The organism is Actinoplanes sp. DH11 (assembly GCF_020873875.1).
Taxonomy (GTDB): domain Bacteria; phylum Actinomycetota; class Actinomycetes; order Mycobacteriales; family Micromonosporaceae; genus Actinoplanes.
In genome coordinates this window covers 316,264-329,410 of sequence record NZ_JAHWGU010000004.1, presented here as the reverse complement: position 1 = coordinate 329,410, position 13,147 = coordinate 316,264, and the positions used below count along the sequence as shown (strand labels likewise).

At 71.1% G+C, this 13,147-nt stretch carries 17 protein-coding genes; 14 read left to right on the top strand and 3 right to left on the bottom strand.

Annotated elements, in window-relative coordinates; genetic code table 11:
* The first annotated feature begins 68 nt into the window (after positions 1 to 68).
* The 13 genes from proS (at position 69) to LPA41_RS08585 (ending at position 9,113) form a co-directional block, all read left to right on the top strand.
* On the top strand, positions 69 to 1,475 hold the full coding sequence (gene proS / locus LPA41_RS08645; protein ID WP_229069410.1) for a proline--tRNA ligase: 1,407 nt from the start codon (positions 69 to 71) through the stop codon (positions 1,473 to 1,475).
* Positions 1,476 to 1,477: 2 nt separating this feature from the next.
* Entirely contained in the window at positions 1,478 to 2,125 is a 648-nt protein-coding gene (locus tag LPA41_RS08640; protein ID WP_229069409.1) for a DUF402 domain-containing protein, read from the top strand.
* A 172-nt stretch (positions 2,126 to 2,297) separates the two neighbouring features.
* Positions 2,298 to 2,813 carry a 30S ribosomal protein S16 gene (rpsP, locus tag LPA41_RS08635; RefSeq protein ID WP_229069408.1) on the top strand — a complete coding sequence of 172 codons (516 nt, stop codon included), beginning with the start codon at positions 2,298 to 2,300 and terminating at the stop codon, positions 2,811 to 2,813.
* On the top strand, positions 2,791 to 3,048 hold the full coding sequence (locus tag LPA41_RS08630) for an RNA-binding protein (RefSeq protein WP_014447131.1): 258 nt from the start codon (positions 2,791 to 2,793) through the stop codon (positions 3,046 to 3,048). Before rpsP ends, LPA41_RS08630 begins: the two co-directional genes overlap by 23 nt.
* A gap of 12 nt (positions 3,049 to 3,060) precedes the next feature.
* Positions 3,061 to 3,621: a ribosome maturation factor RimM gene (rimM, locus tag LPA41_RS08625; protein ID WP_229069478.1), complete on the top strand. Its 561-nt coding sequence runs from the start codon at positions 3,061 to 3,063 to the stop codon at positions 3,619 to 3,621.
* Entirely contained in the window at positions 3,618 to 4,382 is a 765-nt protein-coding gene (gene trmD, locus LPA41_RS08620) for a tRNA (guanosine(37)-N1)-methyltransferase TrmD (protein WP_229069407.1), read from the top strand. Before rimM ends, trmD begins: the two co-directional genes overlap by 4 nt.
* Before the next feature lie 124 nt (positions 4,383 to 4,506).
* The gene (gene rplS, locus LPA41_RS08615; protein ID WP_229069406.1) at positions 4,507 to 4,863 is read left to right on the top strand and encodes a 50S ribosomal protein L19; all 357 of its coding nucleotides are present in this window, start codon (positions 4,507 to 4,509) and stop codon (positions 4,861 to 4,863) included.
* Positions 4,864 to 5,031: 168 nt separating this feature from the next.
* Complete coding sequence (gene lepB, locus LPA41_RS08610; protein WP_229069405.1) at positions 5,032 to 5,925, top strand: signal peptidase I; 894 nt, start codon at positions 5,032 to 5,034, stop codon at positions 5,923 to 5,925.
* Positions 5,922 to 6,584 (top strand): signal peptidase I, encoded by a 663-nt coding sequence (lepB, locus tag LPA41_RS08605; RefSeq protein WP_229069404.1) that lies wholly within the window; start codon positions 5,922 to 5,924, stop codon positions 6,582 to 6,584. The genes lepB (LPA41_RS08610) and lepB (LPA41_RS08605) overlap by 4 nt, the downstream gene beginning before the upstream one ends.
* Positions 6,585 to 6,625: 41 nt before the next feature.
* Positions 6,626 to 7,084 (top strand): NUDIX hydrolase, encoded by a 459-nt coding sequence (locus tag LPA41_RS08600; RefSeq protein ID WP_229069403.1) that lies wholly within the window; start codon positions 6,626 to 6,628, stop codon positions 7,082 to 7,084.
* The gene (locus tag LPA41_RS08595; protein ID WP_229069402.1) at positions 7,084 to 7,935 is read left to right on the top strand and encodes a ribonuclease HII; all 852 of its coding nucleotides are present in this window, start codon (positions 7,084 to 7,086) and stop codon (positions 7,933 to 7,935) included. Before LPA41_RS08600 ends, LPA41_RS08595 begins: the two co-directional genes overlap by 1 nt.
* Positions 7,932 to 8,255 carry a DUF2469 domain-containing protein gene (locus tag LPA41_RS08590; protein WP_067505225.1) on the top strand — a complete coding sequence of 108 codons (324 nt, stop codon included), beginning with the start codon at positions 7,932 to 7,934 and terminating at the stop codon, positions 8,253 to 8,255. Before LPA41_RS08595 ends, LPA41_RS08590 begins: the two co-directional genes overlap by 4 nt.
* Before the next feature lie 324 nt (positions 8,256 to 8,579).
* A complete protein-coding gene (locus tag LPA41_RS08585; RefSeq protein WP_374238130.1) occupies positions 8,580 to 9,113 on the top strand; it encodes a murein hydrolase activator EnvC in 534 nt (177 codons plus the stop codon).
* A 346-nt stretch (positions 9,114 to 9,459) separates the two neighbouring features.
* Here LPA41_RS08585 and LPA41_RS08580 read toward each other — a convergent pair whose 3' ends face one another.
* From LPA41_RS08580 to LPA41_RS08570, 3 genes are all read right to left on the bottom strand, one after another.
* Entirely contained in the window at positions 9,460 to 10,647 is a 1,188-nt protein-coding gene (locus LPA41_RS08580) for an aminotransferase class V-fold PLP-dependent enzyme (protein ID WP_229069401.1), read from the bottom strand.
* 17 nt (positions 10,648 to 10,664) lie between these two features.
* Positions 10,665 to 11,603 carry a tyrosine recombinase XerC gene (locus tag LPA41_RS08575; protein WP_229069400.1) on the bottom strand — a complete coding sequence of 313 codons (939 nt, stop codon included), beginning with the start codon at positions 11,601 to 11,603 and terminating at the stop codon, positions 10,665 to 10,667.
* Positions 11,604 to 11,750: 147 nt separating this feature from the next.
* Complete coding sequence (locus LPA41_RS08570; RefSeq protein ID WP_229069399.1) at positions 11,751 to 11,996, bottom strand: hypothetical protein; 246 nt, start codon at positions 11,994 to 11,996, stop codon at positions 11,751 to 11,753.
* A 951-nt stretch (positions 11,997 to 12,947) separates the two neighbouring features.
* Between LPA41_RS08570 and LPA41_RS08565 the strand changes: the two genes are divergently transcribed.
* Positions 12,948 to 13,133 (top strand): DNA-binding protein, encoded by a 186-nt coding sequence (locus LPA41_RS08565; RefSeq protein ID WP_229069476.1) that lies wholly within the window; start codon positions 12,948 to 12,950, stop codon positions 13,131 to 13,133.
* Positions 13,134 to 13,147 lie beyond the last annotated feature (14 nt).

Below are 13,147 nucleotides of genomic sequence, written 5' to 3'. Positions count from 1 at the left end.
TCCTCACCCGGGGACACGGCATGCCCACCCGGCAGGTTGCAACGGGCGCGAGACTAGGATGCTTGCTCATGGCTCGCGTGCTCACTCCCCGTGCGGAGGACTTCCCCCGCTGGTACCAGGACCTGATCGCCAAGGCGCAACTCGCGGACAACGGCCCGGTGCGCGGGACGATGGTGATCCGGCCGGTGGGTTATGCGGTCTGGGAGCGGATGCAGGCCGACATGGACGCCCGCATCAAGGAGGCCGGCGTCCAGAACGCGTACTTCCCGCTCTTCATCCCGGAGAACTACCTGCGCCGCGAGGCCGACCACGTGGAGGGCTTCTCGCCGGAGCTGGCCGTGGTCACCCACGCCGGTGGCAAGGAGCTCGCCGAGCCGCTGGTGGTCCGTCCGACGAGTGAGACGGTCATCGGCGAGTTCATGGCGAAGTGGGTCGACTCGTACCGTGATCTGCCCCTGCTCCTCAACCAGTGGGCCAACGTGGTGCGCTGGGAGCTGCGGCCGCGGACGTTCCTGCGGACGACCGAGTTCCTCTGGCAGGAGGGGCACACCGCCCACGCGACCGAGCAGGACGCGCGCGAGCACGCCCGGGACATCCACAAGAACGTGTACCAGGCGTTCATGGAGGAGATGCTCGCCATCCCGGTCATCCCGGGCCGCAAGACCCGGGGCGAGCGGTTCGCCGGCGCCACGAACACGATGACCGTCGAGGCCATGATGGGCGACGGCAAGGCCCTCCAGATGGGTACGTCGCACGAGCTGGGCCAGAACTTCGCGAAGGCCTTCGACATCACCTACTCCTCGGCGGAGCGCACCGTCGAGCACGCGTGGACGACCTCGTGGGGCACCTCCACCCGGATGCTGGGTGGCCTGATCATGGTGCACGGCGACGACAACGGCCTGCGGCTTCCGCCGCGCCTCGCGCCGATCCAGGTGCAGGTCATGGTGGTCAAGGCGGGCGAGGGTGTCGCCGAGGCGGCGGCCCGGCTCCGCGACGAGCTGAAGACCGCGGGCGTACGGGTGAAGCTCGACGACCGGGCCGACATCCCGTTCGGCCGTCGCGCGGTCGACGCCGAGCTCCAGGGCATCCCGATCCGGATCGAGGTGGGTCCCCGCGACCTGGCGACCGGCAACGTCACGGTGGCCCGCCGGATCGACGGTTCCAAGTCGCCGGTGGCGCTGGCCGACGTGGTGGGCGCGGTCACCAGCGCGCTCAAGGCCGACCAGCAGCGGCTCTACGACGACGCGCTGGCGTTCCGGGTGGAGCGCACGGTCGACGTGAAGACGCTCGGTGAGGCGATCGAGGCCTCGCAGACCGGGTTCGCCCGGGTGCCGTGGTCCGCAGTCGGCGAGGCCGGCGAGAAGGAGGCCAACGGCAAGGCCGTGACCGTCCGCTGCCTCACCCGCGAGGACGGCTCGATGCCGGAGTCCGACGAGGAGCCCGACCTCATCGCCTACCTGGGCCGTTCGTACTGAGCATGCGTTTCGCAACGGGCCGGCCGGTCCTCTACCGCAACTTCTCGGCGGGCCGGCTGGTGCACGTCCGGCCCTGCCGGGTGATCTCCGACGACGACCGCGGGCTGCTCCTGTGGCTGGCCCGCGGCTCGGCCGTGCTCAACGACATGACCGTGGACGGCCGCGGCGTCCGGGAGATGACGTTCGCCGAGTGGTCGGTCGCCGAGCGCCGGCTGGCTCAGGTCGCCTGGGCCGGTCCGGGCATCCTGATGTTCCTGCCGGCGGTGGGCGAGCACTCGGTCTGGTTCTTCCGGACCGAGCAGGGCGACTTCCGCGAGTGGTACGTCAACCTCGAGGAGCGCGGGGTCCGCTGGGACGACGGCGACGTGGCCGGTGTCGACGTGGTCGACCAGGACCTCGACGTGGTGGCCGCGCCGGACCGGACCTGGCGGTGGAAGGACGAGGACGAGTTCGCCGAGCGGCTGGCTCTGCCCGAGCACTACTGGGTGCCGGATCCGGACGCGGTCCGCGCCGAGGGCCGCCGGGTGATCAAGATGATCGAGGCCGGCGAGTTCCCCTTCGACGGCACCTGGACGGACTTCCGGCCGGACCCGTCGTGGCCCGTCCCGGCCGAGGTGCCGCCGGGCTGGGATCGTCCCGCGGCACGGTGAGACCCGGTTGGTCTTCCGGGCTCGTCATCTGGCAGAATGGCTTGTTGGTATCCGGCACGCGTCAGGCGCCCTCTAACCCCTGATCGCGACGCCAGTCCACGAGGCATCGGCCCCATGTCCCCACGTGGGTTCCGGTCGGCTCACCCACGTATTCATCAGGAGCGAAAACACCGTGGCCGTTAAGATCCGGCTCCTGCGGATGGGCAAGATCCGCAACCCGCAGTACCGCATCGTCGTCGCCGACTCGCGCACCAAGCGTGACGGTCGCGCCATCGAGTACGTCGGCATCTACCAGCCGAAGGAACACCCCTCGGTCATCGAGGTCAAGTCCGAGCGCGTCCAGTACTGGCTGAGCGTCGGCGCGCAGCCGAGCGAGGCCGTGCAGCGGATCCTCGAGAAGACCGGTGACTGGCAGCAGTTCAAGGGCCTGCCGGCGCCGCCGCCGCTGCTCGTCGCGCCGAGCAAGCAGAGCCGCACCGAGATCTACCAGGAAGAGGCGAAGGCTGCCGCCGGTGTCGCCGACACCAAGCCGGCCACCACGCCGAAGTCGAGCAAGAAGGCTGCCGCTCCGGAGGTTGCCGAGGCCCGCCCGACCGACACCAAGCCTGTCGACCCGGCCGAGCCGAACCGCGAGGCTGTCGCCGAGACTGCACAGGACCCGGCCGGTGCCGGCGCCGACGCGAGCTGACGGGGCGCTCCGGCCCGCGCTGGAGCACCTCGTCAAGGGCATCGTCGACAACCCGGACGACGTCCGGGTCCGGCTGGTCGACTCGCGCCGCGGCAAGCGGCTCGAGGTTCGCGTGCACCCGGAGGACCTGGGAACGGTCATCGGGCGCGGCGGCCGGACGGCCAAGGCCCTGCGTCAGGTGATCGGGTCGATCGGCGGACGTGGCATCCGGGTCGACATCGTCGACGCGTACTGATTGATATCGATGCTGCTAGTCGTCGGCCAGATCGGCAAACCGCACGGCATCCGGGGCGAGGTCTCGGTTGTCGTGCGGACCGACGAGCCCGAGGAACGCTTCACCGCCGGTTCGGTGTTCATCACGGAGGTCCCCCGGGACCGCCGGGTGGGCGCCGGGCCGGCGGCCGCTCCCGGTGTTCGTTTCGAAGTTCCGAAAGAGCTCACCCTCGAGTCGATCCGCTGGCATCAGGGCCGCGGCATCGCCGTCTTCGAGGGCATCTCCGACCGCAACGTCGCCGAGGCGCTGCGGGGTGTCTACCTGCAGGTGGACAGCGCCGGCTTGACGCCGCCGGAGGACCCCGAGGAGTTCCACGACCACCAGCTGATCGGGCTGCGGGTCGAGTCGCGTGACGGCACCGAGCACGGGACCGTGCAGCGGATCGAGCACGCCCCGGCCTCCGACCTGATCGTGCTGGCGAAAAAGGGCGGCGGGACGGCTCTCATCCCGTTCGTCACCGCGATCGTCCCGACCGTCGACCTGGCCGGCGGCCGCGTGATCGTCGACCTCCCGGAAGGCCTGCTGGACCTGTGAGGGTCGACATCGTCTCGATCTTCCCGGATTACTTCGCCCCGCTGGACCTGTCGCTCGTCGGCAAGGCGCGGACGACCGGGACGCTCGACCTCACCGTGCACGACCTGCGGACCTGGACCTACGATGTGCACCGCACGGTGGACGACAGCCCGTACGGCGGTGGTCCCGGCATGGTCATGCGCCCGGAGCCGTGGGGCGAGGCCCTCGACGCGGTGTCGTCGCCGGCCGCCACGCTCGTCGTCCCGTCCCCGGTCGGCCGTCCGTTCACCCAGGCGGCCGCGCACGACCTGGCCGGGCTGGACCACTTGATCTTCGCCTGCGGGCGTTACGAGGGCATCGACCAGCGCGTGATCGACGACGCGGCGCAGCGGATGCCGGTGCGTGAAGTCTCGCTCGGTGACTACGTGCTCTTCGGCGGCGAGGTCGCGGTCATCGTGATCCTGGAGGCGGTCACCCGGCTGCTGCCCGGTGTGCTGGGCAACGCCGACTCGCTCACCGAGGAGTCGCACGCGGCCGGCCTGCTGGAGGCCCCGGTCTACACCAAGCCGGCGTCGTGGCGCGACCGCGAGGTGCCGGAGGTGCTGCGGTCCGGTGACCACGGCCGGATCGCCCGGTGGCGGCGCGAGCAGAGCCTGGTGCGGACCGCGGATAGGCGGCCCGACATGTGGGCCGCCTATCCCGCGGAAAAATTGGATAAGAAGGATCGGAAGGCGCTGGTGGAGGCCGGATTTCAGATCCCCGGCACCGGTGTGGCAGAGTAGTGAGGTTGCCGTCTCTGCCCGCGCCGCGAGGCCGAGACGAGGATCCCCTGGAATCGTGGGGGATCAGGATCACCCATCGCGCACCGAACACCCGGTGCGCCTCTAGTACGACGAGGATGCAGCGATGAACACGCTGGACGCTCTCGACGCCCAGTCGCAGCGCACCGACCTTCCCGACTTCCGTGCCGGTGACACGGTCAAGGTGCACGCGCGCGTTGTCGAAGGTAACCGTTCCCGTGTCCAGGTCTTCCAGGGCGTCGTGATCGCCCGCCAGGGGGCCGGCCTCCGGGAGACCTTCAAGGTCCGCAAGATCAGCTTCGGTGTCGGCGTCGAGCGGACCTACCCGCTCAACAGCCCGGCAATCGACCGGATCGAGGTCGTCACCCGCGGTGACGTGCGTCGCGCCAAGCTCTACTACCTGCGTGAGCTCCGCGGCAAGAAGGCCAAGATCAAGGAGCTGCGGGAGAAGCAGACCGTCTGACCGGTGACGCGGTCCGGCACACACGGGCGCGGGCGAACTACGCTTGCCAAGCGTGCCGGACGGTCCTGGTGAACCTTTCCAGTCCTACCGCCCGTAACTTTCCCTAGCCGGGAAACTCGGGCGGTAGTGCTGTATCCGGGGGCGGTTCGGCCGGGTCGACGGCAGGAGATGCGAAGCGTGGAACCGATGGAAGGCTACCGGCCGTCCCGACGACGCCGGTCCATGATCCGGCGCAAGGAGATGCCGCTCTGGCAGGAGTTGCCACTCCTGCTCGTGGTGGCGTTCTGCCTGGCCGTGCTGATCCGTACCTTCCTGGTCCAGGCGTTCTACATCCCGTCCGGCTCGATGGAGAACACCCTGGCGATCCAGGACCGGGTCCTGGTCAACAAGGTCGTCTACGACATGCGCGACCCGTTGCGCGGCGAGATCGTGGTCTTCCGGGGCACCGACGACTGGGCCCCCGAGGTGACCGAGGCGGTCAGCAACACGTTCCTCGCGAAACTCGGCCGGACCATCGGTGACCTCGTCGGGATCAGCCGGCCCGGTGAACGCGACTTCATCAAACGGGTGATCGGCCTTCCGGGTGACAAGGTGGCGTGCTGCGACGAGCAGGGCCGGATCACGGTCAACGGGGTCGGCATCGACGAGCCATACATCGCCGAGGGCTTCAACTCGGATCTCAACCAGCCGCCGATCCCCGGGCAGTGCACGAGCCGCCGGTTCGGCGAGGTGATCGTGCCGGCGGGCCAGATGTTCGTGATGGGCGATCACCGCTCGGTCTCCCAGGACGCCCGCTGCCAGGGTCCGGTGCCGATCGAGAACGTGATCGGCCGCGCCTTCGTGGTGGTCTGGCCGAGTGACCGTTTCACCAGCCTGAGCATCCCCGACGTGTGGAAGCAGTTCGAGGTCGATCATCCGACCGCCGCCGCGGAGCATCCGGTCCGGCACCGCGAACCGGCGCCGATGGTCGCCACGGAGGTTCTGCCGCTCGTGCTCGGTGTTGTTTTATCCGCGCGTTCCGGCATGTCGTTCGTGACTCGACGACGTAGGCTCCGAGCGTGATTGACGAGCACACCGAGAAGCGCAAAGGTTCGTTCTGGCGCGAACTGCCCATTCTGCTGGGTGTGGCGATCCTGGTCGCGGTCCTGGTCCGCGCCTTCGTCCTGCAGACGTTCTACATCCCGTCCCCCTCGATGGAGCACACGCTCAACGTGTGGGACCGGGTTCTGGTCAACAAGCTCGTCTATGACTTCCGTGACCCGCGCCGCGGTGAGATCGTCGTCTTCAAGGCGCCCGCCGAGTGGCAGTCCGGCACCGAGGGCGAAGACTTCATCAAGCGCGTCATCGGCACGCCCGGGGACAACGTGATCTGCTGCGACGACGAGCAGCGTCTCATGATCAACGGTGTTTCGCTCGACGAGCCGTACATCTACACCGACTCCGACGGCACCCGGAACCAGGTGGCCGACCAGAACTTCAACATCACCGTCCCGGCGGGCCGGCTCTGGGTGATGGGCGACCACCGGGAGGCCTCCGGCGACTCGCTCGAGCACTACGAGCAGAGCACCGCGACCGACGAGGCCGGCAAGATCGCCGACGCGACGGTTCCGGTCGACTCCGTGGTCGGGCGCGCGTTCACCATCTTCTGGCCGGCCGGCCGGGCCACGTGGCTCTCGGTCCCGTCCGAGTACGACGCGATCCCGGACGCCGCGGGCCAATGACCGGTTCGCCGGGTCGCCCGTTCGCGCAATAGGCTTGTTCCGTGACCGTGATTGACCGCCGCGCCGGCCGCGTCCTGCTCCTCGACCGGGCGGGGCGGGTCCTGTTGCTGCACGGCGGCGACCCGGCCCGGCCGGGCCTGCACTGGTGGTTCACGCCGGGCGGCGGGCTTGAGCCGGGCGAGACGACCGCCGAGGCGGCGGCCCGCGAGCTGTTCGAGGAGACCGGCCTGCGGGTGCGGCCGGGCGATCTCGGCACCCCGGTCTGGCACGAGCTCACCGAGTTCGAGTTCGACGGCGGTCAGTACCGGCAGGATCAGGACTTCTTCGTGTTCCGCGTCGCGGAGTGGCAGGTCGACACCGCCGGGATGGACGCGACCGAGCGCCTCACCATCACCGAGCACCGCTGGTGGTCGGCTGCCGAGATCGAGGCGAGCGACGAGCAGATCTTCCCGGCCGGGCTGGCCGGCCTGGTGCGTTCGGCCGCCGCGGAGGAGATCTGATGCTCGCCCCACCGCGCACCGTGGTCCGCCGGGAAGCCGGGCTCTACGCACTGGAGCAGGCCCTGCAACGCCGGGGCTTCCGGCACGTGGCAGGCGCCGACGAGGCCGGCCGGGGCGCCTGTGCCGGCCCGCTGGTGGCGGCCGCCGCGATCCTGCCCGAGGGCAAGCGCGGCGAGATCCCCGGCCTGGCCGACTCGAAACTGCTCACCGCGGCCGCCCGCGAGCGTGTCTACGACCAGGTCGTCGCGAAAGCCCTCGCCTGGACCGTGATGATCATCCCGCCGGCCGAGGTCGACGCGCGCGGCCTGCACGTGTGCAACCTCACGGCGATGCGCCGCGCGCTGGCGTCGCTCACCGTCCGCCCGGAGTACGTGCTGACCGACGGTTTCCCGGTGGACGGCCTGGGCGTGCCCGGTCTCGCGGTGTGGAAAGGCGACCGCGTCGCCGCCTGCGTCGCTGCCGCCAGCGTGCTCGCCAAGGTCACCCGGGACAGGCTGATGGTCGACCTGCACGAGCAGTACCCGCACTACGGCTTCGCCGTGCACAAGGGCTACATCACCGACGACCACACCGCCGCCCTGCGCGAGCACGGGCCGTGCGTCGAGCACCGCTTCTCGTACGTCAACGTCGCAGCGGTCTCCGGGCGCGGCAACCGGCCGCCCCGCGCGCGCCGGCCCGCCGAGCCGGCCGCTGCCGCCGGGCCGGCCGCGACGCTGTTCGACGGATCCGTTACCGAGCCGCTGCTGCTTCCGGCGGCGGCTGAGGGTACCGTCGGCGTGGCGTCGGGCGAGCAGCCTCAGCCACCGGCGTCGGTGGGGGAAGATAAGGCCATGGAGGGCGAGACACGATGAGCGCAGAGGATCTCGAGAAGTACGAGACCGAGATGGAGCTGCAGCTCTACCGGGAGTACCGCGACATCGTCCGCCAGTTCTCCTACGTGGTGGAGACGGAGCGCCGGTTCTACCTGGCCAACCAGGTCGACCTGCACGTGCGAAACTCCGACGGCGAGGTGTATTTCGAGGTCGAGATGCACGACGCCTGGGTTTGGGACATGTATCGTCCGGCCCGCTTCGTGAAGAACGTGCGGGTGATGACGTTCAAGGACGTGAACGTCGAGGAGTTGGAGAAGCCGGACATCTCCCTCCCCGACGAGCCCGGTTTCGGCGGGTAGCGGTTTTCCACAGCTCGCGGTTGTCCACAGGGCCGGTCGCGAGCGGGGCACCCGCCGGGCACGCTGGCCGGCATGTCCCTCCCCGTGAGTCTCCTGCTGGCACTGTCCACGCTGCCGGGCGCCGCCGTTTCCGGCGTTCCGGCCGTTCCCGTCTCGGTTGTCTCCGTCACGGTTGTCTCCGCCTCGGCCGGTCCCGGCGCTCCGGCATCTGCCGGTGACCATCCGGCCTGGCCGCATACCCATACCGTGCCGGGTGACCGCCCGCCGTGGCGGGTTGTCCGTGCCGTGCCGGGTGACCGCCCGCCGTGGCGGGTTGTCCGTGCCGTGCCGGGTGACCGCCCGCCGTGGCCGGCTGTTCTGGTCGCACCGGGTGACCGCTCGGCGTGGCTGGCTGCCTCCGCCGCACCCGGCGAGCGCCTGGCGCATTACCGGTGGCCGGTGACGCCGCCGATTGTGGTGCGACGCTTCGATCCGCCGCGGGAGCGCTGGCTCCCCGGCCATCGAGGTGTCGACCTCGCCGTGCCCCCGGCCACCGTGGTCCGCGCCGCCGGTGCCGGCACTGTGGTCTTCGCCGGCGTCGTCGCGGGCCGGGGAGTGCTGAGCGTGGCGCACGCGGGCGGGCTGCGCACCACCTACGAGCCGGTGACCACCACCGTCGCCCGCGGCGACCGGGTGGCCGCAGGCGACCCGCTGGGCACGATCGAAATCGGTCATCCCCGCTGTCCTAAGCCGACCTGCCTGCACTGGGGCCTGAGACGCGGAACCGACTACCTCGACCCGCTCGCTCTGCTCGGCCTGGGCCGCGTCCGGCTGCTGCCCCTCACCGCCCGCTACCCCTCACCGCCCGCTACCTTCTGATCGTGCCCCAGCCGGGAACTGCCCGGCCGCCTGGCCCGGCATGACTTACCGGCCCCTGTCGTACGCTTGATCCGGCAATGTTGTCACCGGGCCCGGTGGCGCCGAACGACCCGTCCATGGCGAGATGTTGATCTGCTAGCGCTACGAAATCGCTGTGATCAAGGGGTTAAAACCGCGATTTCGCACCGCTAGCAGATCAACACCGCCCGTGGACCCGCCGCAGCCGACCGCGGCCACTGTCCAGGGATCGCACCAGAGCCGAGGGCAAGCAAAACACCACGCCGCCGCGCCGCACGCCGCCGCACCCGCTCGGCGCCGCCGCCTTCGCCGCCTCCGGGCGGGCGGTTCAGCGCTGAAACTCGGCCAGCAGGGGCGGCAGGTGTTCGGCCAGGTGGTCGTACTCCTCGGGCCGGTTGTAGACCTGCGCGCTCAGCCGCAGCAGGCCCCGGCCGCCCCAGGCGTTGACCGCGGTCTCCGCGCCCAGCTTGTCGGAGATCTGCTGGCGCAAGGCGAACGCCTCCGGCGCGGTCGTCGCCAGGCCGGCCGGCAGCGGCACTACGCGCATCGCGATGTCCGGGCTGCCGGGGCGCGGCAACTCCTCCGGCGCCAGGCCGAGGGCGGCGCCGACGACCCGCTGGCCGTAGGCGGCGAGGGCGGCGTTGTGTTCCCGGACCGCGTCCGGGCCGAGGGTGCGCAGCGCGAAGATGCCGGCCGGGGCGGCGAGCCACGAGGTGTAGTCGAGGGTGCCCTGGAACTCGACCGAGAGCGGGTAACCCTGTTCCTGCTCCCAGGAGACGACAAGCGGGTCGATGCGCCGGCGCCAGGGCGGTGCCACGTTCAGCAGGGCCGTGCCGCGCGGGGCCCAGGCCCACTTGTGCAGGTTGCCGACCCAGAAGTCGGCGCCGATCGCGGAAACGTCCACCGGGAGCATGCCCGGGACGTGGGCGGCGTCGACCAGGACCGGGATGTCGAGTTCGCGTGCGGCCGCGGCGATCGCCCGTACCGGGAACAGGGTGGCCGTGGCCGAAGCGATCTGATCGACCACCAGTAACCGGGTCCGGCCGGGTCGCAGCGCGGCCCGGATCCGGGCCACCGCCTCGGCCTCGGTGGCGCCGAGGGGTACCGCGACGGTACGCGCGCTGGCACCGGTACGCCGGCACTGCCGCCGCACCGCCAGCGCGACCGCGCCATAGGCGTGATCGGTCAGCAGCACCTCGTCGGACGTGGTCAGGCCCACCGACTGCAGGATGAGCGAGACGGCTGCGGTGGTGTTCGGGACGAGCGCGCTGCCGTCCGGGTCGGCGCCGAGGAACGTGGCCAGGTGCCGCCGGGTGTGCACCACCCGGTCGACGAGCCCGGTACCGAAGAAGCGGAGCGGGTTCGCCTCCATCTCGTCGCGCAGCCGCTGCTGGGCGCGCTGCACGGTGATCGGGACAGCGCCGAACGAGCCGTGGTTCAGATAGGACACCGCCGGGTCCAGCGAGAACATCAGGCGGGCGCCGGGAATGGACCGGGGCGGGACATCGGCGCGCATGCTCGGATCGTACGTCCTCAGGCGCGCGGGTGCGCCTGTTTGAAGGCCGCCCGGAGACGCTCGGTCGACACATGGGTGTAGATCTGTGTGCTGGACAGCGAGCTGTGCCCGAGCAGTTCCTGCACGGCCCGCAGGTCGGCACCGCCGTCCAGCAGATGGGTGGCGGCCGAGTGCCGCAGGTCGTGCGGTTTGGTGTGCGGCAGACCGGCGGCCCGGGCGGCGGCGGCGACGATGCGGCGCACCACCGTGGGTTGCAGCCGGCCGCCTTTGACGCCGAGGAACAGCGCGTCCCGGGAGGGCCGGGCGGCCAGTTCCGGCCGGCCGTGACGCAACCACGCGTCGAGGGCGTCGCGGGCCGGGTGACCGTAGGGCACGGCGCGTTCCTTGGCACCCTTGCCGAGCACCCGGACGACCTGCCTGGCGTGGTCCACGTCGGCCCGGTTGAGGCCGCAGAGCTCGGAGACCCGTACGCCGGTGGCGTAGAGCATCTCCAGGACGGCCTGATCCCGGAGCGCCAGCGCGGCCGCCTGGTCCGCTGTCGCGGGGGCGGGTGGGCTCAGCAAGGCCTCGGCCTGGTCGGCGCGCAGGACCGTGGGCAGGTCGCGGTGGGCACGCGGGCTGGCCAGCGCGGCGCCCGAGTCGTCGGGGACGCGGCCGGTGCGGTGCGCCCAGCCGGTGAAGGCGCGGGCGGCGGCCGCGCGGCGTGCCTGAGAGGTACGCGCTGCGCCGCCACCGAGCCGGGCCGCGAGCCAGCCCCGCAGCACCGCGATGTCCAGGTCGGCGAGGCCGGTCCGGCCCTCCCGGACGGCGTGGTCGAGCAGCGAGACCACGTCGCCGAGATAGGCGCGCACGGTGTGCTCGGACCGGTTCTCGACGGCGGCGAGGTGGTGGCCGAAGTCGTCCACCGCCTCCCGCAGCGCCGGGGGCAAGGCTTCGTGCAGTTCACGGGTGCGCATCACCGCCCATCGTGCCCGGTGCGGTCGTCGCCCACCAGCAAGGCGTGGCCGCCGTCCGCCGGCAAAGCGGCGGGTCTCACCGGGAGGCGAGGCCCGGCCGCCGCCCGTCGGCAAGGCAGCGGGTGTCACCGGGGCGGTGGGCCGTCGTCACCGGGGCGGTGGGCCGTCCCGGGTCCAGGTGAGGAAACGGTCGTGCAGATCCGACGGCGGGCGGCCGAGTGCGGTCAGGTCGCCGAGGGCCTCGTACATCTGCGCGGTCAGGTAGATCCGCAGCAGTGAGGGAAAGTCCCGGTATTCGGTGAGCAGGGCGCCGCGTGCGGCCGGGCACGGCCAGGACAGGCCGCAGACCCGGCAGTCCCACTGTGGTCGCTCGGTGATGTGTTCGCTGGTCATGGAAGCCTCCGCAGGCGTGATCGGTCCGCGGTCATTGGCCCGGCGGCCGGTGGTGGTACCGCGACGGGGAGCCCTCGTTGGCGCGATGTCGCTGCGCCGGCGTCAGATTGCCGGCGCGCCCGGCGTTCAGCTCGGGGCGGGGGGAGCGGGGAGGCGGATCCGGCGGCCGGCCCGCGGACCGGGACTCGTCGTCCGGTTCGGCGTGGCGGGAGCGGTAGAGCCCGCGGCGAGAACCCGGCGGATCGATCCCGGAAGGCGGTGCGGCGGGCGGTGCGGCGGGCGGCTCGGCCGGCGGCGCGGCGGGCGGTTCAGCCGGCGGCGAGGGGAGCGGCCCGGTGAGTGGCGCGGGCGGTGCTGAGGTTGGAGCGGTGGGTGTCGGGGACGGTCCGGTGGGTGGTGCGGGGAACGGTCTGGCGGGTGGCGTGAAGAAGGGTGTGCCGGGTGGCGTGCGGAACGGTGTCGTGAGTGGCGCTGCGGGTGGGTGCGGTGAGGGCTCCTGCTGAGGTTGCCGCTGTCGAGGTACCCGGTGCGGGGGTGGCCGGTCCGGGGATGGCCGATGTGGAGCGGCGCCGGACGGTGGGACGGGCGGTGGGACGGCCGGCCTGACCGGCGGTGGGGAGAAAGCGGGTGAACCGGATGTCAGGTACGAACCGGACGGTGGGAGCGGGTCGGTCGGCGGGTCGTCGGGAGGGCGCTGCCGGAGCCCGGGTTGCCGTGCCGGCACCCGGCTGTCGACGCAGGGCGCGGACAGGCCGCAGATGCATCGCCGCCACAGGGTTCGCCAATCGCGGCGGTGCCTGGGGGAATCCGGAACCGGCGGGATAGGCGTTCGACGTCTAGGCATGGGACGAGCTTACTTGCTCTATGGCTACCCGTCGTCTGACAACTTGATTATCGACTAATAGTCTCACGCCTACGGTCGATCATGTGGGAGTGAAGCCGATCCGCCTCATGGGCGCACACGAGATCCGTATCCGGCTGGGCGGAGTCAGCCGGCAGCGGGCGTACCAGATCACGAGTCGCGCCGACTTTCCGAAGCCCGCCGCCGACCTTGCGCAGGGCAAAGTCTGGCTGACCGAAGACGTCGAGGCATGGATGAAGGTCCACCGCCGCGATCTCGACGACTCCGAGGACTGATCGTCCTCACGCCG

Coding starts and splice junctions, on each gene's coding strand:
- lepB (WP_229069405.1), top strand. CDS start 5,032: ATGCGAAGCGTGGAACCGATGGAAGGCTACCGGCCGTCCCGACGACGC.
- LPA41_RS08565 (WP_229069476.1), top strand. CDS start 12,948: ATGGGCGCACACGAGATCCGTATCCGGCTGGGCGGAGTCAGCCGGCAG.
- LPA41_RS08640 (WP_229069409.1), top strand. CDS start 1,478: ATGCGTTTCGCAACGGGCCGGCCGGTCCTCTACCGCAACTTCTCGGCG.
- proS (WP_229069410.1), top strand. CDS start 69: ATGGCTCGCGTGCTCACTCCCCGTGCGGAGGACTTCCCCCGCTGGTAC.
- LPA41_RS08595 (WP_229069402.1), top strand. CDS start 7,084: ATGCTCGCCCCACCGCGCACCGTGGTCCGCCGGGAAGCCGGGCTCTAC.
- LPA41_RS08570 (WP_229069399.1), bottom strand. CDS start 11,996: ATGACCAGCGAACACATCACCGAGCGACCACAGTGGGACTGCCGGGTC.
- rplS (WP_229069406.1), top strand. CDS start 4,507: ATGAACACGCTGGACGCTCTCGACGCCCAGTCGCAGCGCACCGACCTT.
- LPA41_RS08590 (WP_067505225.1), top strand. CDS start 7,932: ATGAGCGCAGAGGATCTCGAGAAGTACGAGACCGAGATGGAGCTGCAG.
- LPA41_RS08580 (WP_229069401.1), bottom strand. CDS start 10,647: ATGCGCGCCGATGTCCCGCCCCGGTCCATTCCCGGCGCCCGCCTGATG.
- LPA41_RS08575 (WP_229069400.1), bottom strand. CDS start 11,603: ATGCGCACCCGTGAACTGCACGAAGCCTTGCCCCCGGCGCTGCGGGAG.